We start from the raw sequence: 24,071 nt of genomic DNA, 5'->3' as shown, positions 1-24,071 counted from the left end.
ATAAAAATTTAAAAAAATGAAAAACAGTATTTCAAAAATAATATTAGGCGGATTTGTTTTAGGAGCAGTTGGATTTACCAATGCCCAAAAAATTGATGCGAAGGCTAAAAAAATATTAGACGACATCACAGCAAATTATAAATCTAAAAAGAACACCTATTTCAAGTTCTCTTTTGGAAGTGGAGTAAACGGAGAGGTTGGCAAAACAGAACCTGGAATTTATTATGCTTCCGGAGATAAATACAAATTGAAGATCATGGATACAGAACAGATCTTCGATGGAAATAAGATTTACAATATTAATACAGAAGACATGGAGGTAACGGTAGCAAAACCTAACGCCAACAGCACCATGTTCTCCCCTATCAATTATCTTTCTACGTATAGAAATGATTATAATGTAACCTACGACGGGAAGAAAAATGTGAATGGCATAAATGCAGATTTCATTAAATTAACTCCGGTTAAAGCAAACGGGTTAAAATATGTGTACATCTTTGTAGATTCTGCTAAAAAACAAATGGTAAAATTAGAACAACACGGAAACAATAAAGATGTTGCTGTAATTGCTATTAAAGAATACAAAGAAAATCAAGACCTGGATGCAAACATGTTTGTATTTGATAAAAATAAATATAAGAATTACGTAATCACAGAATTGTAAAAAGCAGATTTTCAGCGTTACAATTTCGTATTATTACTTAATGATAAAAAAATAATAAAATATAAAGTCACAAAGAAAACTTTGTGGCTTTTTCATTAATTTTGGCGAATGTTAAAAATACTAGACCGATATATCATAAAAACCTTCTTTGGACCGTTTTTTTTCATATTTAGTGTATTGTTTTTCATCTTTATTGTAAATATTGTATGGGTGCAATTAGGACAATTTATGGGAAAAGGCTTAAGTACTTGGGAAATCCTGAAATTACTTTTTTACCTTGGGGTAAGTGTAATAAGTATGGTTTTACCGCTTACTATTCTTTTGGCTAGTATTATGTCTTTCGGTGAATTTGGAGAACGGTACGAACTGGCAGCAATGAAAGCTGCCGGAATTTCTTTAACCAGAGTCATGATGCCTCTTTTAGGGGTTTCTACCGCACTGGCCATTATGCTATTTTTCTTTTCGAATAATATTATTCCCGATTTTCAGAGAAAGGCAAAGAACATGCTTTTTAATATTGCTCAAACAAAGCCTGCATTGAACTTTACACCTGGGCAGTTTATAGATCAGCTTCCTGGATACATGGTAAAGTTTGATAAAATTTATGGTGAAAACGGTGAAAATATAGAAGGTGTTTTTGTTCACAGAAAAGCAAGTACGTATGAAAACCAGCAATCAATTGTAGCAGAGAAAGGAAAATTTGTTCCAGCTGCTAATAAAAATTATTTAAAATTAGTTCTTTATAACGGATATATTTTTGAAGATAACTTTAGCGGCAAGCCTGATAATGTAAGGTTAAAACAGCCCGATCAAGCTATTAAATTTGATACATTAACATCCCATTTTGACATTAGTGAAATCATCAATAAAGCGATCGATGAAGAGCAGATTACTGATGATTACCGTTTCCAGACTTTCAATCAGCTTCAAAAGACGATTAATAAGAATAAGAAGGATAATGAAAAATTCTTCGCAACTTCAAGTGGAGATGTTTTGAATCAGACCAATGCTGTCATTACATACATGGAGCAAAATAAATCTAAAGCAATTCCGAAAGCTCAGGTTAAATTAGACACCGTAAAAAGCGATAAGAAATTGGAAATGATCTACAATGCTCATAACAGATTAGACAATTTAAAATCAACATTAGAAACAAAAAATAACGAAATAAACCCAAACATAAAGTACTTCAGTAAAGTGGTAATTTATCAGCAAAGAATCCTTACCTATTCATTTACCTGTATTATATTTTTTTTGATTGGGGCAAGTTTAGGTTCCATTATTAGAAAAGGAGGAATGGGACTTCCTGTGATCATCGCGATTGTAATTTTCATTATATTCTATGTGATTAATGTTGGCGTTGAAAACATTGCCTGGGCAGGAAAAATGAATCCTTATCTGGCTGCCTGGCTTCCAAATATCATTCTCTTCCCTTTTGGAGTTTGGATGACTTATAAAGCGCTTACAGACTCTCAATTGTTTGATGCCGAGAAGTACAAAGTTTTATTTAAACCTATTATGAAATTGTTCTCAAAGAAAAATGATGAACATAAAAGATATCAATAGAAAATTAAAATATTCAAAAGTAAAAGATCCAGAGTTTTCTGGATCTTTTTTTATTACTCTTCATTAAAATTTTTCCTCTTATATTAATTTTCAAGATAAAAAATTATCTTTGGGAGAATTAAATAAAATTATATGAAAAAATTATTACTAATTGGATTATTCAGCCTAGTTTCTTTCAATGCATACGCACAGGAAGACAACTTAGATTATGAAATGAGAGCAGGTGAAAAATATGGCTATATAATCGATAAAAGTGGAAAGAAAATTGAAGGTATTGTAAGATTGAATGGAAGTGAGAATAGCCCGTGGCAAAATCAAAAAAAAGTAAAGTTTATTGCATCTTCTGATATTGACAGCTCTAAAAAAAGACAGAAATTTAAGACCTATGATTCAGATGATCTGAAAGCATATATGGCTTATGAAAATGATACTGAAAGACACTTTGAAGTTGTAAAATATACCAATACCAAAGAAGGCTTCAATACAGCAACAGGAGGCCTAAGTGGAAGTATAAAGGCTTTTAATAATCTTACAAAATCTAATCAGTTTGCAGAATTGATAGCAGATGGAAAGATAAAAGTATATAAATTATATGGTTACCCAACTACTTTTTCTGCAGGAAGCCAGATTGCAGTAGCTGAAGAAGAAACCAGAAGATTAAAACAAAGTCCATCTTATATTTATTCAAAAAAAGGAGGAAAAGTAGAAGAATTAACACTTGATAAAGCTAAAATAATTGTTGCCGACTGCCCATATGTAAGAGGTAAAATCACAAAAGGAGAATATGCTTCTCTGAAAAATGACACGAAGAAAAGATCTGGATTAGGAAAATTCATCAAAAATGAAATTGACAATGCAATGTCTGATAACGTTTCTATCGTAAACGAAGTGATTTATGATTATAACGAAAACTGTAAATAATCAATTATTCATACCAACAAAAAGAGGTTCCACAAAACTGGAACCTCTTTTTTATTTTCAAAAACTGAACATTATACTTTCATAATTTCAGCTTCTTTAACCTTAAGATGATCATCACAAGCCTTTACGTGCTTGTCTGTAAGAGCTTGAATATCTTCTTCCACTCCTTTTATAACATCTTCAGAAACACCTTCCAATCTTTTAAGTTCTTTCAAACCGTTTTGTCTCGCGTTTCTTACAACGATCTTTGTATCTTCAGTTTCTCCTTTAGCTTGTTTTGCTAAGTCTCTTCTTCTTTCCTCTGTTAAAGGCGGTACATTAAGGATAATATTTTCCCCGTTGTTAGAAGGTGCAAAACCTAAGTTAGAGTTGATAATAGCTTTTTCTATAGCACCAATTGCAGTTCTATCCCAAGGTTGAATAGCGATGGTCATAGCATCAGGAACAGAAACGTTAGCAACTTGGTTAATAGGAGTCGGAGCTCCGTAATATTCTACCATAACATCCTGAACCATAGATGTAGATGCACGTCCTGCTCTAATTCTTTGAAATGCATGATCCAAATGCTTAATAGCTGCTTCCATGTCTTGTTTTACAGTTTCTACTATAAGATCTAATTCTTCCATTATATATCTAAAATTTGAATAGTTACACATTTTTTATGAATAATAAGTAAGCGGTAATGAGTAATTTTTAAAATAAAAAAACTCTAGACCCTGAACTTAATTATAAATTGACTAGAGTTCCAACATTTTCTCCTTCTACAATCTTCACTAAATTACCTTCTTTATTCATATCAAATACAATGATTGGTAATTTATTTTCGTGACTTAAAGTGAATGCAGTCATATCCATTACTTTAAGATTCTTTTCAAAAACTTCGTCGAAAGATAAAGAATTGTATTTTACGGCATCCGCATTTTTCTCAGGATCGCTGTCGTAGATACCATCTACTCTTGTTCCTTTTAAGATAACATCAGCTCCGATTTCGATAGCTCTTAGTGTAGCAGCCGTATCAGTTGTGAAATAAGGGTTTCCTGTTCCTGCTCCAAAGATCACTACTCTACCTTTCTCAAGGTGTCTTACAGCGCGTCTTTTAATGAAAGGTTCAGCTACTTTATCCATTTCGATAGCAGATTGAAGTCTCGTTTTGATTCCTGCATCTTCCAAAGCACCTTGCAAAGCCATTCCGTTAATTACAGTGGCAAGCATTCCCATATAATCTCCTTGTACTCTGTCCATTCCTTTCGCAGCACCTGCTACTCCACGGAAAATATTTCCTCCCCCAATTACAATGGCAATTTCACAGCCTCTTTCTACTACTTTCTTTATTTCCACTGCATACTCTTGTAGTCTTTCAGTGTCAATACCATATTGTCTGTTACCCATTAAGGCCTCACCACTAAGTTTTAGAAGGATTCTTTTATATTTCATCTTTAATTTTTAATAACTTTTTAAGAAGGGATAGCTCCCTGAAATTTGATTTTGCAAATATAATCATTAAAAATATTGCAATAAGAAAAATATTTAATCAGAAATAATGTGAGAAATATTTTGATACGTACGAAAAAGGATTATTTTTGCATTAATTATAAATTGAATTGAAGAAAATTGTCATTTTTTCATTATTTCTGTCAGGAATTGTGTCTTATGCGCAATCAGGAAGAAATGTTTATCCATTTTTAAATATTCCTGTATCTGCAAGGCAAGCAGCCTTAGGTGGAGACGCAATTACCATAAGAGATTATGATGTTTCCTTTGCTATTGCAAACCCCTCGTTACTAAATAAAGATTCTGATAAACAGCTTTCTGTAAATGGAGCTGCTTATCTAGCCGATTCAAAATACGGAACGATAGCTTTCGCCAAAGATTTTGAGAATGGCCATATGGCCACTATCAATGCGAGGTATATGAGCTATGGTGACATCCCCAGAACAGATGATAGTGGTTTTGAAAACGGAAACTTCACTGCCTCTGACGTTGCTGTGGGAGCCGGATATGCTTATCAGTTTGAAGAAGACTGGACCATTGGTGGGGGAATCAACTTCATTACTTCAAAAATCGATACTTATACTTCCTCTGCTATTGGAGGAACTCTAGGGGTTACTTATCACAATAAAAAAAGCAAAGAGGTTATTTCTGTAGTAGCCAGAAACTTTGGATATCAGTTTAAATCTTTCAACGGAACGAGAGAAAATCTTCCATTTAGAGTAGATTTAGGATATACTAAAATTTTAAAGGCTATTCCTTTAGCAATTACCATTACTGCTCACGATTTGCAGCAGTTTGATATTTCGTCAGACTATAATGTAAACGGACAGGAAGTAAATGTAGGAAGAAAAATTGCCGATCACTTCTCTATTGGTGCAGAGCTATTCCCTGAAAAAGGTTTTAACATCAGATTAGGATATAATGTAAAAAGAGGAAACGAATTGGCTGTAGCAGATCAAAGAAACTTTTCAGGTCTTTCCGGAGGTTTTGGGATTAAAATTGCAAAATTCAGAATTGATTATGCTCATGTAAGATATCACAACTCTTCAAATGTCAATCAAATAGGAATTTCTTTAGATCTTAGCAGAAATAGATATTAAATTTTTCGAATCAGGAAATTTTTATTTTAGTGAAGAAAATTTCTTAGTATCTATTGGTTTTTCAGAAAAAATTTTGAAATTTGCGATATGAAAAAACCTGTAATAGCTATCGATGGGTACTCGTCTACCGGAAAAAGTTCAATCTCCAAGGTCATTGCCAATAAACTAGGACTTGTTCATCTGGATACAGGTGCACTTTACAGAGGTGTTACTTGGTTTGCATTACAACATTGCCTGGACGAAAAAGGTTCTGTAAATCTTGAAAAACTTTTTTCTTCTTTAGATCAAATTCAGCTAGAGTTTAAAAATAATGATGGCGAATTGGTTCTTTATCTTAATCAAAATGATATATCTAAACAAATCAGAACAAATCAGGTTTCTGATAACGTAAGTTTAGTCGCTAAACAAAAAGAAGTAAGAGATTTTTTACTTCAGTCTCAGCGTACCTTGGCAGAGAAAGGCGGAATTATTATGGACGGACGTGACATCGGGACAGTAGTTCTGCCAAATGCGGACTTCAAATTTTTCCTTACTGCAAGTATAGACGAAAGAACAAAAAGAAGATACAACGAATTGCTAAGCCTTGGCATTGAGGCCAATGAACAACAAGTAAAGGAAAATCTTATTATCCGCGATAAAATTGACAGTGAAAGAGAAATTGCCCCTCTAAAGCAGGCAGATGACGCCATTGTAATAGACAACACCAACCTCACAAAGAAAGAAACTATTGAAACTATTCTTTCCCGAATTAAAAATTAATAAAAATTTTTAATAGAAAACAGCCTGTTTTGGTACATTAATTGTAGGATTTAAAGCGTAAAAAACTAATATTTATTAACTATTTAAAAAACGAAAAATGTCTAGAAAAGAAAAAAATACAGCGGGTATATTAGCAGGACTTCTTGCAGGTGCTGCTGCAGGTGTAATCTTAGGAATGCTTTATGCTCCTGAAGAAGGTAAAGAAACAAGAAAAAAAATTAAAACGAAAGCTAACGACCTTAAAGATCAAGCAAAAGAAAAGTATGGGGAGGTTTCTGAAAAAATGAAAGACCAGTATGGTAATATTTCATCTACTTTTAAAGAAACAGCTAATAATGTAGCTCATACAATGAAAGATGGTTATGATAAATATAAAGATCAAATTGTTTCTAAAACTACAGATGTAGTAAAAAATGTAGAAGCAGAATTAAATGATCTTAAAAAATAAATAATTTATTTTTAGAAGTAAATTATGAGAAGGAACTTTGTGCACGAAAGTTCCTTTTTTTGTAAATTTCAAAAAAAACAATGATGATAGAAACTATTAAAGAATACGCATCTAAGAGAATAGATCTTCTGAAGATTGAAGCTACTGAAAAGTCATCACTCTCTGCAGGTATTATCACTTATCTTGTTGTATTGATTATTGCTTTTACCTTTTTTATTATTCTCTTTAATTTCGGAATTGCATTCCTTATTGGTAAAGCCCTTGATAATACATCATATGGATTTTTAATTGTTGCTGCATTTTATTTTTTAGTCATGATCTTTATTATTGCCTTCAAAAATAGAATTGTAAACTCTGTGGCAGATCAAGTTATTAAATTTTTAAATCATTAAACTATGGGCAGAAATTACGAAAGCTTACAAGAATTAAGAACTAAGAAAAATTTGTTAAAAGGTGAAATCAGTGATTTAGAAAATTTACTGACTTTTAAAAACACAAAAGAAAGTTTAAGTGCATTTACAAATGGTTTAACAGATCAGTATCTGCAGGAAAAAACAGATGAAGAAGGCGATGAAAAAATTGTTCTCAGAAAAGACGTTATCGCCAAACAACTAACCTCAGAGGTTAAAGATATGTTGATCAACAGAAACTCAGCAATGAGTCTTGCGAGTTCTGCATTTAAAGGAAATGCTGTAGACAGTATCATTAAACTTGGAGTTGCTGCATTGGTAGGAAACTATGCCAAGAAAAATATGAGCAGTCCCAACTGGAAGAAAAAGATTTTGGGCGCTGCAATGATTTACCTCGCTCCTATTGCTTTAAAATTCGTAAGAAAGAAATTAGAAAGCTATCAAAAAAGTAAAAGCGTTTCAAGCATGGAACAACTTATATAATAGTATAGAGTTTTAGTGTCGAATTTAAGAGTAGTTAAACAAAACTCTACAACCCTCCGACACTAAAACCCTATTACTTTAACTATTATCAAACTCTGAAGAGTTGTCCTAAGATAATTCCTGCCGCCATTGAAACATTCAGACTTTCCGTAGATTGAGACTTTCCAAATCTCGGAATACTAATGCTTTTCTGAAGTAATTTTTCAGTTTCAGGACGCATTCCATTGCCTTCATTACCTAGAATGAGATTAAATTTCTCAGGTTTTTGAAAGGTATAAATATTTTCTCCTTCCATATCTGTTCCAATATTCACATTTTTTGTTTCGGAAAGATATTCTACAAGATCTGTATAAACTACATTTACTCTGGTAAAAGATCCCATAGTCGACATGATTACTTTAGGATTATAGACATCTACCGTATCTTCGCTGCAAATAATCTGTTCTATCCCGAACCAATCTGCCAATCGAATTATTGTGCCTAAATTTCCGGGATCCTGAATTCCATCCAACACAAGTTGAACATTTTGATCTTCAAATTTTTCTTCCGTTTTTAAATAGCAAAGAGCCACGGAGTCTTTAGGATTTTTCAGGAAACTAATTTTTTTCAACTCATTTTCAGATACATGAGTAATGGGTACATCTGTACGGTCCAATTTTTGAGGATCGGTAGAGAATATTTCTTTAATTTTAAAGTTAGAATTAAAAAGTTCGCAAATGATTTTATTACCCTCAACCAAAAACAAATTGTATTTTTGTCTGAACTTCTTTTTATCTAAAGTCTGTAAAATTTTTATTGTATGAGCTGTAAGCATTATAAGAATTCTCCTCAAAAATATTATAAAATTATCTCATTTGCAACATTTGTTGGTCTTCTTTATGCTTGTAGTACAACAAAGAAAGTTCCGAATGGTGAATATTTGCTTACCCAAAACAATTTTGAGTTTGAAGACAAGAAAGATCTTTTCGATAGTGAACTGAAAAATTATGTTCAGCAAAAGCCAAATAAGAAGCAATTTCTTTTCATGCCTTTAGGTTTATGGCTATACAATGCAGCAAATCCTAAATACGACACCATTCTTAATGAATACATGACCTATCCTAATGAAATGAGAGATCAGAAATTAAGAGATTCTCTTTTCATTAAATATAACATGAAAAGCAGCGTGGGAAAAAATCTGTTAATTGATAGATTGTATCACAATTGGGGCTCACCACCCGTAATCCTGGATCAAACTAAAACTGAAAAAAGTGCTGAATCTATTAAGAAAAGATTAACCTATCGAGGATATTGGGATGCTGATGTAAAGTTTAAGCAGGCATTAGATTCGGCTTCTAAAAAAGCAGCTGTCACCTATTTTATAGCACATAAAGATCCTTCTCTAATCAAAGAGTATTATTATAATATTTCGGACCCTACAATTAAAGGAATCTATAGAGAAAAAATCCATCAAAGTCTTGTAAGGTCAGGGAAAGTTCTAGATCAGACCGTTCTTGAAAAAGAAGTTACAAGAATTACCGATCTCATGAGAGATTATGGATATTACAAATTTAATAATCTGAATGATGAAATTTATTTTGTAGCAGATTCTTTAAAAAGCAGAAAACAGATTCCTCTGACTCTTGAGATCCATAAAGACTCTTTAGATACCCCATATAAAAAGGCCACCATAGGAAATATAGACGTTGCTATTGTAGATGAAGCTAATGAGTACCCTAAAAGGACTACTAAAGATAGCTTAAGAGGTATCAGATTTCATAAAATAAACAATCAATATAAAACCCGGTCTATTTGGAGGTCCATTATTGTTGCCAATAAACAAGTGTATGATCAAAAAAAACTAGATCTTACCAAGAGAAATATTTTATCAATGAATAACTTCAGTATCCTGAAAGCAAAAGATTCTTTGAGACACGGTGGCGGAACATCTCCAAATGACAGTATTATTGATGTCATGTATTTACTAAAACCACTTCCAAAATATGAGTTGAAATTAGGAACGGATGTTAACTATTCCCAGTTATTAAACTTAGGAATCTCTCCTTCCGTAGATTTAACTACAAGAAATATTTTCAATGGTGCAGAAAACCTTTCAACAAGTCTTTCCGGAACTTTTGGTTCTATAAGAAGTACAAAAGATATCAGCCAAAGAGTTTTAGCATATGAGATTTCTGCACAAGCCTCTCTTAATTTCCCTAGATTATTGATTCCTTTTGATTATTATAAATTCATTCCTAAAAGATATAGCCCTACATCTTCTATTGTTCTAGGGGCGGCCGTTCAAAATAATATTGGCTTGGGAAGGGTAAACTTTAATACGGGATTAAATTATTTTGCTACAGTAAACGACAAAGTTTCTCACAGACTTACCCTTTTTAATACACAGCTAAGTTTAACAAAGAATAAAGATGCCTATTATGATTATTTCGCCAATGATAGAATAATACGAGATGAGGTTTTTCGTAACTATTTTCAGCTTCATTCTCAAATTGGGCAAGAATATACTGCTGGTATGCTTACAAGTGATCAGGTTTCACAAAAGATATTGCTAGATGAAGAATATCGTGGAACTTTGGATCAGGCAGGAGCTGACCGCTTAATTGCATTTACAGGAACATTAATAAATAAAGATAGACAGACTCAGGATGTAATTATTTCTTCTCTGATCTATAATTTTGTTTATAATGAAATAGGGAAAAAAGATTACCCCAATGCATTCTATTTCAATGGAAAAGTAGAATTAGCAGGAAATGCATTGAGTATATTCAATAAGAAAAGAAATGATGGTGGTATTGTAACCAATCCGGAAAGAACCATTTTCGGAATTCCTTATGCGCAATTCATCAAATTTGATTTTGATGTAAGAAAATATTTCAAATTCAATGGCAATCAAACATTAGTATTACGCCAATTTATTGGTTTGGGTATTCCTTATGGGAATTCTTCTTCAATGCCTGTTATCAGGTCTTATTTCAATGGAGGTTCAAATGATATCAGAGCTTGGGTTGCTTATGGAGGATTAGGGCCTTCTGATTCCCAGGTTGATGAAAGAGTGCGTACATACATGACAGACAATGTAAAATTAACGACCAATATTGAATACAGGCTTCCTTTCAGTGACATGTATGAAGGAGCTATTTTTACGGATATTGGTAACACATGGAGTCTTCGTAACCAAAATGATGGCTATGGAGATGAATTTAAATTCAATAAATTTTTAGGTCAAATGGGTGTTGGTAGTGGTTTCGGATTAAGAGTGAATGTTGCTTATATTACCCTTAGGCTAGATTTTGCTTATAAAATTTACGACCCCAACAAGGCTCAAGGTGATAGATGGAGATTGAAAGACTTCCAGCCTTTCAAGCCTACTTTGAACATCGCATTCGGATATCCTTTCTAATCAGGAGAGATTCCCAATATAAAATACACTACAGCAATCACTCTGGCGAGAATCTCTCTGGATTGATTTCTGTAGAAACTTTCGGGCTTATTAACATCCTGAGCATCAAAACCTAATGCATTCATATTATTATTTCTTGCAAAAAATAAGGCTCGAAGATTATGAAAACCTTGTGATACAATAATCACATTGTCTTTTTTGTAAACATCTTTACATCTTAAAATACTTTTATAGGTATTAAAACCTTTTGGATCTTCAGTGATGATTTCTTCGGGAACACCTTCCTGAAAAACAAGATAGTTTTTCATAGCGGCTGGCTCATTATAGCCTTTGCTTTTTTCTCCACTTACGATAATCTGTTTGATCTTTCCATGATGATAAAGTAGTGCCGTAGCATCCATTCTTTTCGTAAAATAAGGATTAGCCATTCCCGATCTCATTTTGGGCGATGTCCCTAAAACCAAAGCAATTTCCCTTGGTGGAATTTTAGAAATCTTAGTATATGTTCGTCCTCCTGTAAGTGCAAAAACCCATGCATTAGCCAGACATATCAGTAAAACTACAATTTCTACTGATATAAATGTAAGGTTAAATATGTTTTTTAAGACTCTCAAATGAGATCAAAGTTAAGCTTTATTTTTTTAGTTTTTGCAATAGACATGCAAGCTAATATTTTACCCTGCGCTTCTTCTTTTTCTGTTAAATATTCATTTTCCAGCAATTCTACCTCTCCTTCTTCAAGATAACATTCGCAGCTTCCGCAAATCCCTGATTTGCAGGAATACGGAACAGAAAATTTTTGAATTAATAATTGCTGAAGAATTTTCTCTCTATTATTCGGCAATTCTGTATGATACTCTTTTCCGAACATCTTAAAATCTACTTCAACATTTTCAATTAAAGGAAACTCTTTTTCTATAGGATAAATATCATCATTAAATTCTTCAAAAAGTTCAAAGTGAATATTTTTCTTAGGAATTCCGTGGTGATAACATGCATTAGCAAGCGTCTTGATCATTTCTCCTTTTCCACAAATCAATACTTCATCCACCGCATCCCAGATCGTAGATTCTTCATCCGTATCATCTAAATGTAGAATTTGATTAATAATTAAATTCAATTTCTTAGCATCTAATCTTCCGTAAAAGAATTGATCAGCCGTTTTTTCCCGAGAAAAGAAATAAAAAATTTGCAATCTGTCACCACATGTTTTAGCAAGATTATCCAGCCATTCTTTATATACTAATTCTTCCGAATTCTTATTTCCAAAGAAAAGAAACAATCTTGTTCTTGGTTCGGTATGAAGGATATTTTTAAAATGACTTAATATTGGAGTAATTCCTATTCCTGCTGCAAAAGCAACGATTGTTCTGAACTCATGAGGTTTAGAAACCAATGTAAATCTTCCGCTCGGTTCACTCACAAGCAATTCATCTCCTACATGATAGTTTTTAAACAATTGTGAAGTTGCTCCATCCGGAGAAGTAATTTTTATTCCTAAACTTATTTTTTTTTCATAAGGAGCCGAGGTCATTGAATAATCATTAATAACTTCTTTACCATGAGACAGAAATTTCACACTTACAAACTGCCCGGCTTCAAATTCAAAATTTTCCTGCAGGCTCTCAGGAATCTCAAATTCCAGAGAAAAAGTATTTTTGGTAAGTTCTTCCTTTTTCGTTATTTTTAGCCGATGAAACTGTGTCAGTTTCCCTTTATAGATTTGTTGTTCCATACTTCAATTCAAAAATAGCTAAAAAATAATTTATGAGGAAGATAATTTTATCCACGATTGTTCTCGTTGCACTTTCGAGTTGTAAAAAAGAAAGTCAGAAAACTGATGATAACGCAAATAGTACAGATAGTGTTACAGTTTCACAAAATACAGAACCAGCTTCTTCTGCTTTACCATTAAAAGTTTTAACAACACAGCAGGCTTCTGACTATTTAAAAACTAAAAACGATACTTTATATGTAACTAATTTCTTTGCCACTTGGTGCGGACCGTGTGTAAAAGAAATCCCACATTTTAAAGAGAAGATAGCAGAGCTAAAAGGAAAACCTGTAAAAATTACTTTCGTAAGTGTTGACAATAAAGATGTTTGGAATACAGATGTTCCCCGTTTTGTAGACGAACATGGTATTCGTGAAAACACCCTCTTGCTTGACGGTAAACTTCTGGATGCTAACTTTTTCAAAAGCAACTTTACCAAATGGGACGGTAGCGCAATCCCTTTTACCTATATGAGAAAAGGTGATAAAACTGAAGAATCTTTAGGAATGATTACTCCTGAGGAATTAGATTCTAAAATAAAATCTTTGCTAAAATAAATCTTACAGAATTCTTTCTGAATGATGTCAAATAAATTCAAAATCCTGTGTTTACTATTTTTAATCGCCATTATTATTACTGCGATCATTAATCTGAACACAGGATTTTTAAGTCTCAACTTTCAGGATTTTTTCCTGAACTCCGAAAATAATCAAATTGCCGAAATTCGTATCAACCGAGTTTTAGTGATGCTTCTAGCCGGAATCTCAATTCCTACTTCCGGTTTTTTAATGCAGGAATATTTTCAAAATCCATTGGCAGGACCAGATATTTTAGGAATAACCTCTGTCGCTAGTTTGTCTGTTGCCTTTTATATCTTTTTTTCCTACAATATTTCTCTTCCCGAATTTCTTCAAAATAGTTTTTTGAGTTTATCTGCTATTGGTGGAAGTCTAGCTTTAATGTTGGTTTTATTATCAATGTCGAATAAATTTCGGGATAAATCTTATCTTATTATTTTCGGATTTTTGGTTTCTGCATTTGCTGGAGCCATTGTTTCATTGCTTCAATTTTATGCAGAAAATCAAAGTTTAAAAAATTATATTTTATGGTCTTTCGGAGCGAATAATATGGTAACGAGAAATCAGATTTATGTTTTATCGATATTAGTTTTAATCGGATTATTTATCTGCTTTAAAACGATAAAACCTCTCATTGGAAATTCTTTAGGAACTTCATACGCACAAAGTTTAGGAGTAAATTTGAATCAACTTAAATTATTAATCATTGTAGCTTCTTCCCTACTTTCCGCTTCTATTACCGCATTTCTAGGCCCCATTTTATTTATAGGAATCATTGTTCCTCATTTTTGCAGATTGGTTTACAATCCTGCAAAACTGTGGCAGCAATGGATTTTAAATATGTTTTTGGGAATGCTGATGATGTTATTATTTTCAATCGCTGCTGAAAAATCTCAAATCCCATTGAATGTGATAAGCTCTATATTTGGAATTCCTGTGATATTGATGATGCTCTTGAAACAAAATAAAATTTAATTGTTGGTTTTTCGCAAAGGCGCAAAGTTTTTTGACAACTTTATACTTTTAAGGCGCAAGGATTTTATCTTTGATAAAATTGAGGAACGCACATTTTTAACAGGGTTAATATAATATAACATTTGCTGAAAATCTTTGATTTTCTTGCGCCTTAAAAACACCATGAAAATTGAAATCTTTGCGCCTTTGCGAAAAACCAAGAAAGAATAAAAAACACAACACAAATGACAGAAAACGAATTATCAAAGATTGTCTTTGAGACAGGATTAAAAATTCATAAAAAACTCGGAGCTGGATTATTTGAGCATGTTTATGAAGAATGTCTATTTTATGAATTAATAAAAGCAGGACTATTTGTAGAAAAGCAAAAGCTACTTCCAATTGTATATGAAGAATTGAAAATAGAAAATGCTTTTAGACTAAACATAATTGTAGAAAACAAACTAATTTTGGAAATAAAAACGGTTGACTACATCAATCCAACTCATAAAGCTCAACTTTTAACTTATTTAAAAATGACAAATTGTAAATTAGGTTTATTATTGAATTTTCAATCCGATGTCTTTAAAAATGGAGTAACTAGAATCGTAAATTTTTTATAAATTAATCAGTATAAAAATTTGACTTTGTCAAATTCCTTGCGCCTTAAAACACTATTTTTGTAAAACAAACTTCGAGCCTTTGCGAAAACCAACATAGAGAAATGCACCTACAAATCAAACAAGCAAACATCGGCTACAATAAAACCTTAATTTCAAATGCTTCTGCTCATTTGAATTTAGGAGACGTATGTTTATTGATTGGTAACAACGGTGTAGGAAAAACTACTTTAATCAAATCTATTCTCCATCAAAATGCTTTATTAAGCGGGGAAATTTCAATTAATAATAAAAATATAAAAAACCTTTCTGTTAAGGAGATTGCAGAAAACATTGCCGTGGTATTTTCAAAGTCTATTATTCCGCAGAATTATACCGTTGAAGATCTTATTTCACTAGGAAAATACATTTACTATCCTTTCTATTTTGAGCTTAAAAAAGAAGACAGAGAAGAAGTTTCTGATATTATTTCAGCATTAGATTTAGACCAATACAAACATACTCTTCTGAAAAACCTCTCAGACGGAAACCTTCAAAAGGCTTTTATTGGAAGGGCACTAACACAGAACTCTCCTATTATTATTCTGGATGAACCTACAACTCATTTAGATGAAAAGAATAAAATCATCATCTTAAAAACGCTTAGGAAATTAGCTAAAGAACAGAATAAATTGATTTTATTTTCGTCCCACGATTGGCGATTGGCCAAAGAGTTTGCAGATAAAATATGGTACGTAAAGGATAGTCATTTGTATTCCGGGATTGTTGAAGATATTTTACTTCAGCATGATGAGCTAACAAATGCCTCTTTATTTCAAGTTAATGAAAATTTTGTAGCTCCAAAAATCATTGCACCCGATTTTTATAAAGAAATGTTGTATTCATTACTTCAAAAAAACTTCCAAAAAGACCTTTCTTTATTAAATTTTGAACTCCAAAACAACTTTTGGGTTATTTCTAATGATTCCATGAAACAACAATGCGAATCTTTCGAAGAAATAGTTAATTTCGTGAAAACCATTTACTAATACGCGTTTTTCTTTATTAACCTCATATACTATGCATGCATAGTATTATGCTAATCATACAATTTAAACACTTAACTATCAATCTATTAACAAAATTTAACGTTAATAAATACTATGCATGCATAATATTTACTACATTTGAATTAAACCATTTCCCAAAAAATGATGGACAACAATAAAGATAAAATAGAAAACGTAGATCTAATTTTAAAGCAGACTTGGTTGGCTGTTTCTAAAATGTATACAGATCTTGCTCAGGAACATGATTCCACAGCCGTTCAGGCCCTTACTCTTCTTAAAATTGATCCTAAAGAAGGCACGAGAAGTACGAATTTAGGTCCTAAAATGGCCATTGAACCCACTTCATTAACAAGAATTATCAAACTTCTTGAAGACAACGGATATATTTATAAGGAAAAAACAACCACAGACAAGCGTGAAGTAATTATAAAACTAACCGATAAAGGACTGAACTCCAGAAACATGTCTAAAGAAGTTGTCGTTAACTTCAACAAAAGAGTGATGGAAAAAATTGCTCCGGAAAAGTTAGATACTTTCAAAGAAGTCATGGTTGAGATCATGAAAATTGCGATCGATTTAAATAATAAAAAATAATATAACAAATCAATAAATCAAATGAAAAGAAGAATCAAACACGTAACGGTTCTTGGTTCAGGAATTATGGGAAGCGGTATTGCGGCTCACTTCGCTAATATTGGCGTAGAAGTTTCGCTTTTGGATATCGTTCCTTTTGAATTAACTGAAGCAGAACAGAAAAAAGGTTTGACCAAAGATGATAAAGCGGTAAGAAACAGAATCGCTTCTGAAAACTTTGAAAAACTGAAAAAAGCAAGTCCGGCTCTACTCTATTCTCCAAAATTCGCAGATAGAATCAAGGTTGGAAATTTTGATGATGATTTACCAAAAATAAAAAATACAGACTGGATTATTGAGGTTGTAGTTGAAAGACTAGATATCAAAAAATCAGTTTACGAGAAAATTGAACAATTCAGAAAACCTGGAACGTTGATTTCTTCCAATACATCGGGAATTCCTATTCATTTCCTAACAGAAGGAAGAAGCGATGATTTCAAACATTATTTTGCAGGAACACACTTCTTTAATCCTGTAAGATACCTTCCTCTTTTAGAAATTATTCCAACAAATGATACTGCTCCTGAAGTTATTGACTTCTACATGAGCTACGGAGCTAAATTCTTAGGTAAAACAACCGTTTTAGCAAAAGATACTCCAGCATTTATTGCCAACAGAATTGGAGTGTTCTCTATGATGGATCTCCTTCACAACGTTCAAAAATTAGGATTAACGGTATCTGAAGTAGATAAATTAACAGGTCCAGTAATCGGTCGTCCAAAATCTGCGACATTCAGAACAGCGGATGTTGTTGGTTTAGATACCTTGGTTATGGTTGCGAATGGCGTTCGCCAAAGCGGTGCTGAAACCAATAATTTCAATGATGTGTTTGCCCTTCCTGATTACATCCAGAAGATGGTTGATAATAAATGGTTAGGTTCAAAAACGCAACAGGGTTTCTATAAAAAAGTGAAAAGTGCAGATGGTAAATCTGAAATTCATGGATTAAACCTTGAGACTTTAGAATATGAACTTCAAGGGAAATCATCTTTTCCTACGTTGGAATTAACTAAAAATATTGACAAGCCAATTGACAGATTTAAAGTCTTAATTGGTGGAAAAGATAAAGCCGGTGAGCTTTACAGAAAATCATTAGGCGCACTATTCGCTTATGTTTCGCATAAAGTTCCTGAAATTTCTGATGAGGTTTATAAGATCGATGATGCCATGAGAGCAGGTTTCGGTTGGGAAAACGGACCATTTGAAATCTGGGATGCCGTTGGTGTTCAAAAAGGTATCGAACTCGCTAAAGATGCCGGTTATGAAGTTTCAGACTGGGTTAAAAACGTAGAAACTTTCTATAAAGTTAATGATGAGGGACAAAGTATTTTCGTTGATAAAAACTCAGGTGAATACAATAAAATTCCAGGTCAGGATGCTTTCATTATTTTAGATAATATCAGAAAAAATAAAACACTTTGGAGTAATTCAGGTGCCTCGATTGAAGATTTAGGAGACGGAATTATCAACTTCGAAATCCGTTCAAAAATGAACTCTCTTGGAGGCGAAGTTCTAGATGGATTAAACAGAGCAATTGATTTAGCTGAAAAAGAATATGACGGTTTAGTAATCGGAAATCAAGGCACGAATTTCTCTGTTGGAGCGAATTTGGCGATGATTTTAATGATGGCTATCGAGCAGGATTGGGATGATTTAAATATGGCAATTGCTTATTTCCAAAAATCGATGATGAGAGTTCGTTACTCTTCTATTCCTGTTGTCGTTGCTCCTCACGGAATGACGCTTGGTGGTGGTTGCGAAATGACCATGCACGCCGACAGAGTGGTTGCAGCAGCAGAAACTTACATCGGATTGGTAGAAACCGGAGTTGGTGTGATTCCTGGTGGTGGTGGAACGAAAGAACTGACCTTGAGAACTTCAAGAGAATTCCACAGCGATGATGTTAAAAATAACAGACTTCGTGAAGCCTTCATGAACATCGCGATGGGTAAAGTAGCAACTTCTGCTTATGAAGCATACGATATGGGAATTCTTGAAAAAGGTAAAGATATCGTTTCCGTTAGCAAAAACAGACAGATTGCAGAAGCTAAAAAGATTGCAAAATTACTAGCTGAACAAGGATATACTCAACCAATCGAGCAGAAAGTAAAAGTATTAGGTAAAGACGCATTGGGAATGTTCTATGTTGGAACTGACCAAATGTTAACAGGAAACTTTATCTCTGCACACGACAAGAAAATTGCAGATAAATTGGCCAATGTAATGGTCGGAGGAAATCTTTCTGAGCCAACAATCGTAACTGAACAATATTTATTGAATCTTGAAAGAGAGACTTTCCTTCAGCTTTGTGGTGAAAGAAAAACATTGGAGAGAATTCAGTACATGTTGCAAAACGGAAAACCGTTGAGAAATTAATAGGCAGCTCCGTAAGAGCGAACTGTTAATAGCAGAATAATTTGTAATTTTTATCGAGCCTCGTAGAGGCGACCTGATAATAACCGCTTTAATTTTTATGGCAAACACATATACACAAATTTATATTCAAATTGTTTTCGCAGTCAAAGGAAGACAAAATCTGATTTCAAAAGAAATTAGAGAAGAATTACATAAATTTATTACAGGTATTGTTTCCAATAGAAATCAAAAATTATTCGCAGTTTTTGCAATGCCGGATCACGTCCATCTTCTTATAAGTATGAGTCCTGTTATTTCAATTTCAGACTTAGTAAGAGACATCAAGGCTGGTTCTTCAAAATTTATTAATGATAAAAATTGGATTAATGGAAAATTCAACTGGCAGGAAGGATATGGAGCTTTCTCCTATTCTAAAAGTAGTGTAGATTCTGTTATTAAATATATTTTAAACCAAGAAGAGCATCATAAAAAGAAAACATTTAAAGAAGAATATTTGGATTTTATGTCAAAATTTGAAATTGAATATGATTCGGAATATTTATTTGAATGGATTGAAGATTAACAGGTCGCTCCTACGGAGCTCCGCAAAGCAAAAACAAACAAATAGCTATGAACAGTTTACCTCTACGAGGCAAAAAACTCTCAGAAAATAATATTAATCAATAAAAAATATGAAAACAGCATATATAGTAAAGGGGTTCAGAACTGCCGTTGGAAAAGCTCCAAAAGGAAGTTTAAGATTCACAAGACCCGATGTAATGGCGGCAACCGTAATTGAAAAATTAATGGCTGAACTTCCGCAATTAGATAAAAACAGAATTGATGACCTTATCGTAGGAAACGCAATGCCAGAAGCTGAACAAGGCTTGAACGTTGCTCGTTTGATCTCATTAATGGGATTGAATACAGATAAAGTTCCCGGAGTTACCGTAAACAGATATTGTGCATCAGGAAGTGAGGCAATTGCGATTGCTTCTGCAAAAATTCAGGCAGGAATGGCTGATTGTATTATTGCAGGAGGGACAGAATCAATGTCTTATATTCCGATGGGTGGTTATAAGCCAGTTCCTGAAACGGAAATTGCAAAAACAAACCCTGATTATTATTGGGGAATGGGTTACACTGCAGAAGAGGTTGCCAAACAATATCATATTACACGAGAAGAACAGGATCAGTTCGCTTTTGAATCTCATATGAAAGCTTTAAAAGCCAATCAGGAAGGTAAATTTGCCAACCAGATTGTTTCGATTCCTGTTGAATATAATTTCCTGGATGAAAATCAGAAAATGCAGACTAAAAAGTTTGATTTTTCAGTAGATGAAGGTCCAAGAAAAGATACTTCTTTGGAAGGCTTAGCAAAGTTAAGACCTGTATTTGCCAACGGAGGAAGCGTAACAGCCGGAAACTCTTCTCAAATGAGTGACGGAGCCGCTTTCGTAATCGTCATGAGCGAAGAAATGGTAAAAGAATTAGGATTGGAACCAGAAGCAAGATTAGTTGCTTACGCAGCTGCAGGTCTTGAGCCAAGAATCATGGGAATGGGACCAATTTATGCGATTCCAAAAGCATTAAAACAAGCAGGATTAGAATTAAAAGATATTGAATTAATCGAATTAAACGAAGCATTCGCATCACAATCTGTTGCTATCAAAAAGGAATTAAACTTAAATCCTGATATTCTGAATGTAAACGGAGGAGCGATCGCTCTTGGTCACCCCCTTGGATGCACAGGAACAAAATTAACAGTTCAACTTCTTGACGAAATGAGAAAACGCGGAAACAAATACGGAATGGTTTCTATGTGCGTTGGAACGGGTCAAGGTGCAGCTTCAATTTTTGAGCTTTTATAATACAATAAAAACTAAACCTTCAAGGTTTTAAAAACCTTGAAGGTTTCCTTAATAAGAAAAAACAAAAACAATGAGTGATACACTTAATAAAACATTAAAAGGCGGTGAGTTTTTAATTAAAGAAATTCCTGCTAATGAAATATTTTCTTTGGAAGAACTTTCTGAAGAACAAAGAATGCTTCGTGATTCTGCTAAAGAATTTATTGATAGAGAAGTGATCCCACAGCATGATCGTTTTGAGAAAAAAGATTACGCTTTGACTGAAGAAACCATGCGTAAATTAGGCGAAATGGGACTATTAGGAATCACTGTTCCTGAAGAATACGGAGGTCTTGGAATGGGCTTTGTGAGCACTATGTTGGCTTGTGATTATGTTTCAGGAGGAAATGGTTCATTGGCTACAGCTTATGGAGCGCATACCGGAATCGGAACTTTGCCAACGCTACTTTACGGAAGTGAAGAATTAAAAAAGAAATATCTTCCGGATTTAGCTACCGGAACAAAATTCGGAGCCTATTGTTTGACTGAACCAGATGCCGGTTCTGATGCCAACTCAGGAAAAACAAGAGCAAAATTATCTGAAGATGGAAAACATTATATCATCAACGGACAAAAAATGTGGATTTCCAATGCAGGTTTTGCTGATACTTTCACTTTGTTTGCTAAGATAGATGATGATAAAAACATCACAGGTTTTGTTATCAACCGTTCAGAGCTTGAAAATCCTGAAAGTTTGACTTTCGGTGAGGAGGAGCACAAACTAGGTATTCGTTCATCTTCTACACGTCAGGTTTTCTTCAATGATATGAAGGTTCCTGTAGAGAATATGTTGGGCGAAAGAAACAATGGTTTCAAAATCGCTTTAAATGCATTGAATGTTGGTAGAATCAAGTTAGCTGCGGCAAACCTTGACGGACAAAGAAGAATCTTAAACCATTCTATTCAATATTCAAACGAAAGAAAACAGTTTGGAGTTTCTATCTCAACTTTCGGAGCAATCAGAAAGAAAATTGCTGAAATGTCTACAGGTGTTTTCGTGAGTGAAGCAGGATCTTACCGTTTAGCAAAAAATGTAGAAGATAAAATTACAGAATTAGTTTCTGGAGGAATGGATCATCAACAAGCAGAATTAAAAGGTGTTGAAGAATTTGCAGTAGAAGCTTCAATCCTTAAAGTTTTTGTTTCTGACCTTACTCAAAATACAGCTGATGAAGGAATCCAGATTTATGGTGGAATGGGATTCTCAGAAGATACTCCAATGGAATCTGCATGGAGAGATGCAAGAATCGGAAGAATCTATGAAGGAACCAACGAAATCAACAGATTGCTAGCCGTTGGAATGTTGATTAAGAGAGCAATGAAGGGAGAATTAGATTTACTTTCTCCTGCAATGGCGATCAGCAAAGAATTGATGGGAATTCCTTCGTTTGAAGTTCCTGATTATTCTGAATTTATGAGTGAAGAAAAAACCATCATTGCCAATCTTAAGAAAGTATTTTTAATGGTTGCTGGGGCTGCACTTCAAAAATACATGATGGATATTGAGAAACAGCAACATTTATTATTAAATGCATCTGAAATTCTTAACCAAATCTATATGGCTGAATCTGCAATTTTAAGAGCCGAAAAGCATTTCTCTGCTGATTCTGTGGAAGCTGCAATGGCTCAATTAAACCTTTATAAAGCTGTTGAAAAAATCATTACTGCTGCTAAAGAAGGAATCATTTCTTTCGCTGAAGGAGACGAACAGAGAATGATGCTTTCAGGATTGAGAAGATTTACAAAATATACAAACAATCCAAATGTAGTAGCATTAACTGAGAAAGTGGCTGCTCATTATATTGAGAAAGGAGCTTACTAGCTTTTAAACCTATAAATTTGATTTCAAAGCGCCTCAAAATGAGGCGCTTTTTATTTTTTTAATTACCTTTAGATTAATAATGAAAAATGGATAATCAGAACGAATATGTTCAACTTACTATAACTTTTCCGAAAGAAGTCATCATAAAAAAGTATAAATTGTCGTATAATAAACAATGGAATTTTAAACACTAATAGATTAAAAATTTTTATTATTTTTATTTGAAAATTAAAACCCTTTTTAACCAAACATTAAATATTTACAACTATGGGAAAATTTATTATTTCTAAAAGAACAAATGATGATTATCAATTTAACTTAAAAGCAGTAAACGGACAAGTCATTCTGACGAGTCAGGGATACAACTCAAAAGCTGCATGCGAAAATGGGATTGAATCTGTGAAAACAAATTCTAAGGAAGATTCGAAATTTGAAAGAAAGACATCTTCAAACGGAAAGCCTTTTTTCAATTTAAAAGCAGGTAATGGACAAATCATTGGAACCAGTGAAATGTACGAATCTGAAAGTGGTAGAGAAAACGGAATTGAATCCGTAAAAAACAATGCACCAGACGCTTCCGTGGAAGATGAAACCAACAAGTAATATTATAGTAAAATAATATGAATAAAAATGCCTTATTTTTTGAGGCATTTTTTATTTTTGTACTCTACTTTACATACAATGACTAAAGACGATATGCTTCACCGAGCAATAAAAATAGCTGATAAAGCACATAAAGGGCAAACAGACAAGTACCACGCTCCATACATTGCTCACGTTATGCGTGTGATGGAATATGGTAAAACAATGGACGAGAAAATTGTGGGTGTTTTACACGATGTGGTAGAAGATCATCCTGAAACCTTCAGTCTTGATTATTTAAGGGATGAAGGTTTTCCTGAACACATTATTTTTGCGATCAGCTGTCTTACCAAATTTGATCCTGATGAAGAATATGACGACTTTGTAAAAAGAACTGAAAGATCTCCATTGGCAGTAGCTGTAAAGCTCAATGATCTGCGTGATAATATGGATCTTCGAAGAGTAAACCGAGAATTAACTTCAAAAGATATCAAAAGGTTCAACAAATACCTGAAAGCGTATCATTATTTGATAGATAAATATTAAGATTAC

General features: G+C 33.3%; 25 protein-coding genes. 20 read left to right on the top strand and 5 right to left on the bottom strand.

Translation table 11 applies throughout. The features are described 5' to 3' along the window. The first annotated feature begins 16 nt into the window (after positions 1–16). The 3 genes from BUB80_RS00270 to BUB80_RS00260 all read left to right on the top strand — a co-directional run bounded on the left by BUB80_RS00270 (position 17) and on the right by BUB80_RS00260 (position 3,151). The gene (locus BUB80_RS00270; RefSeq protein WP_073289840.1) at positions 17–664 is read left to right on the top strand and encodes an outer membrane lipoprotein periplasmic chaperone LolA1; all 648 of its coding nucleotides are present in this window, start codon (positions 17–19) and stop codon (positions 662–664) included. A gap of 108 nt (positions 665–772) precedes the next feature. After that, entirely contained in the window at positions 773–2,230 is a 1,458-nt protein-coding gene (locus tag BUB80_RS00265; RefSeq protein WP_073289838.1) for an LptF/LptG family permease, read from the top strand. A gap of 132 nt (positions 2,231–2,362) precedes the next feature. Next, positions 2,363–3,151, top strand: a complete 789-nt coding sequence (locus BUB80_RS00260; protein ID WP_073289837.1) for a hypothetical protein — start codon at positions 2,363–2,365, stop codon at positions 3,149–3,151. Between the two features lie 71 nt (positions 3,152–3,222). Here the strand turns inward: BUB80_RS00260 and frr are convergent, their stop codons facing one another. Together frr and pyrH are read right to left on the bottom strand one after the other, a co-directional pair. After that, positions 3,223–3,777 carry a ribosome recycling factor gene (gene frr, locus BUB80_RS00255; protein WP_073289835.1) on the bottom strand — a complete coding sequence of 185 codons (555 nt, stop codon included), beginning with the start codon at positions 3,775–3,777 and terminating at the stop codon, positions 3,223–3,225. Between the two features lie 100 nt (positions 3,778–3,877). Then, the gene (gene pyrH, locus BUB80_RS00250; RefSeq protein ID WP_054508875.1) at positions 3,878–4,585 is read right to left on the bottom strand and encodes a UMP kinase; all 708 of its coding nucleotides are present in this window, start codon (positions 4,583–4,585) and stop codon (positions 3,878–3,880) included. 167 nt (positions 4,586–4,752) lie between these two features. Between pyrH and porQ the strand changes: the two genes are divergently transcribed. The 5 genes from porQ to BUB80_RS00225 all read left to right on the top strand — a co-directional run bounded on the left by porQ (position 4,753) and on the right by BUB80_RS00225 (position 7,842). Then, positions 4,753–5,742 carry a type IX secretion system protein PorQ gene (gene porQ / locus BUB80_RS00245; protein ID WP_073289833.1) on the top strand — a complete coding sequence of 330 codons (990 nt, stop codon included), beginning with the start codon at positions 4,753–4,755 and terminating at the stop codon, positions 5,740–5,742. A gap of 87 nt (positions 5,743–5,829) precedes the next feature. Beyond that, complete coding sequence (gene cmk, locus BUB80_RS00240) at positions 5,830–6,501, top strand: (d)CMP kinase (protein WP_073289831.1); 672 nt, start codon at positions 5,830–5,832, stop codon at positions 6,499–6,501. Between the two features lie 97 nt (positions 6,502–6,598). Next, a complete protein-coding gene (locus BUB80_RS00235) occupies positions 6,599–6,949 on the top strand; it encodes a YtxH domain-containing protein (RefSeq protein WP_073289830.1) in 351 nt (116 codons plus the stop codon). An 80-nt stretch (positions 6,950–7,029) separates the two neighbouring features. Further along, complete coding sequence (locus BUB80_RS00230) at positions 7,030–7,341, top strand: phage holin family protein (protein ID WP_228433617.1); 312 nt, start codon at positions 7,030–7,032, stop codon at positions 7,339–7,341. A 3-nt stretch (positions 7,342–7,344) separates the two neighbouring features. Further along, positions 7,345–7,842: a phosphoribosyl-ATP pyrophosphatase gene (locus BUB80_RS00225; RefSeq protein ID WP_073289828.1), complete on the top strand. Its 498-nt coding sequence runs from the start codon at positions 7,345–7,347 to the stop codon at positions 7,840–7,842. An 88-nt stretch (positions 7,843–7,930) separates the two neighbouring features. Here BUB80_RS00225 and BUB80_RS00220 read toward each other — a convergent pair whose 3' ends face one another. Further along, on the bottom strand, positions 7,931–8,656 hold the full coding sequence (locus tag BUB80_RS00220) for a TrmH family RNA methyltransferase (protein WP_073289826.1): 726 nt from the start codon (positions 8,654–8,656) through the stop codon (positions 7,931–7,933). Here BUB80_RS00220 and tamL point away from each other — a divergent pair. Continuing rightward, complete coding sequence (tamL, locus tag BUB80_RS00215) at positions 8,642–11,242, top strand: translocation and assembly module lipoprotein TamL (RefSeq protein WP_073289824.1); 2,601 nt, start codon at positions 8,642–8,644, stop codon at positions 11,240–11,242. The two genes, BUB80_RS00220 and tamL, sit on opposite strands and share 15 nt — an antisense overlap. On the opposite strand, the gene BUB80_RS00210 is transcribed toward tamL, so the two are convergent. Together BUB80_RS00210 and BUB80_RS00205 are read right to left on the bottom strand one after the other, a co-directional pair. Further along, positions 11,239–11,856, bottom strand: coding sequence for a SanA/YdcF family protein (locus BUB80_RS00210; RefSeq protein ID WP_073289823.1), 618 nt, complete (start codon positions 11,854–11,856; stop codon positions 11,239–11,241). The two genes, tamL and BUB80_RS00210, sit on opposite strands and share 4 nt — an antisense overlap. Further along, positions 11,853–12,977, bottom strand: coding sequence for a ferredoxin--NADP reductase (locus BUB80_RS00205; RefSeq protein WP_073289821.1), 1,125 nt, complete (start codon positions 12,975–12,977; stop codon positions 11,853–11,855). The genes BUB80_RS00210 and BUB80_RS00205 overlap by 4 nt, the downstream gene beginning before the upstream one ends. A gap of 32 nt (positions 12,978–13,009) precedes the next feature. On the opposite strand from BUB80_RS00205, the gene BUB80_RS00200 reads away from it, so the two are divergent. From BUB80_RS00200 to BUB80_RS00150, 11 genes are all read left to right on the top strand, one after another. Further along, positions 13,010–13,573, top strand: a complete 564-nt coding sequence (locus BUB80_RS00200) for a TlpA family protein disulfide reductase (protein ID WP_073289819.1) — start codon at positions 13,010–13,012, stop codon at positions 13,571–13,573. Between the two features lie 24 nt (positions 13,574–13,597). After that, the gene (locus BUB80_RS00195) at positions 13,598–14,569 is read left to right on the top strand and encodes a FecCD family ABC transporter permease (protein WP_175549551.1); all 972 of its coding nucleotides are present in this window, start codon (positions 13,598–13,600) and stop codon (positions 14,567–14,569) included. A gap of 224 nt (positions 14,570–14,793) precedes the next feature. Then, positions 14,794–15,171, top strand: a complete 378-nt coding sequence (locus BUB80_RS00190) for a GxxExxY protein (protein ID WP_073289816.1) — start codon at positions 14,794–14,796, stop codon at positions 15,169–15,171. Positions 15,172–15,272: 101 nt separating this feature from the next. Then, positions 15,273–16,196 (top strand): ABC transporter ATP-binding protein, encoded by a 924-nt coding sequence (locus BUB80_RS00185; protein ID WP_073289814.1) that lies wholly within the window; start codon positions 15,273–15,275, stop codon positions 16,194–16,196. Positions 16,197–16,361: 165 nt separating this feature from the next. Continuing rightward, positions 16,362–16,811: a MarR family winged helix-turn-helix transcriptional regulator gene (locus BUB80_RS00180; protein WP_054509975.1), complete on the top strand. Its 450-nt coding sequence runs from the start codon at positions 16,362–16,364 to the stop codon at positions 16,809–16,811. Positions 16,812–16,832: 21 nt separating this feature from the next. Then, entirely contained in the window at positions 16,833–19,226 is a 2,394-nt protein-coding gene (locus BUB80_RS00175; RefSeq protein WP_073289812.1) for a 3-hydroxyacyl-CoA dehydrogenase/enoyl-CoA hydratase family protein, read from the top strand. 97 nt (positions 19,227–19,323) lie between these two features. Beyond that, on the top strand, positions 19,324–19,788 hold the full coding sequence (tnpA, locus tag BUB80_RS00170; RefSeq protein WP_073289811.1) for an IS200/IS605 family transposase: 465 nt from the start codon (positions 19,324–19,326) through the stop codon (positions 19,786–19,788). Positions 19,789–19,897: 109 nt separating this feature from the next. Next, complete coding sequence (locus tag BUB80_RS00165; protein WP_073289809.1) at positions 19,898–21,076, top strand: thiolase family protein; 1,179 nt, start codon at positions 19,898–19,900, stop codon at positions 21,074–21,076. A gap of 70 nt (positions 21,077–21,146) precedes the next feature. Beyond that, complete coding sequence (locus BUB80_RS00160; protein WP_073289807.1) at positions 21,147–22,937, top strand: acyl-CoA dehydrogenase family protein; 1,791 nt, start codon at positions 21,147–21,149, stop codon at positions 22,935–22,937. Positions 22,938–23,204: 267 nt separating this feature from the next. Beyond that, on the top strand, positions 23,205–23,540 hold the full coding sequence (locus BUB80_RS00155) for a YegP family protein (RefSeq protein ID WP_073289805.1): 336 nt from the start codon (positions 23,205–23,207) through the stop codon (positions 23,538–23,540). Positions 23,541–23,618: 78 nt separating this feature from the next. Next, on the top strand, positions 23,619–24,065 hold the full coding sequence (locus BUB80_RS00150) for a phosphohydrolase (protein ID WP_083546954.1): 447 nt from the start codon (positions 23,619–23,621) through the stop codon (positions 24,063–24,065). The last annotated feature ends 6 nt before the right edge of the window (positions 24,066–24,071 follow it).

It is taken from the genome of Chryseobacterium polytrichastri (genome assembly GCF_900142445.1).
Lineage (GTDB): Bacteria > Bacteroidota > Bacteroidia > Flavobacteriales > Weeksellaceae > Chryseobacterium > Chryseobacterium polytrichastri.
This window is presented reverse-complemented; position numbering and strand designations above follow the sequence as displayed.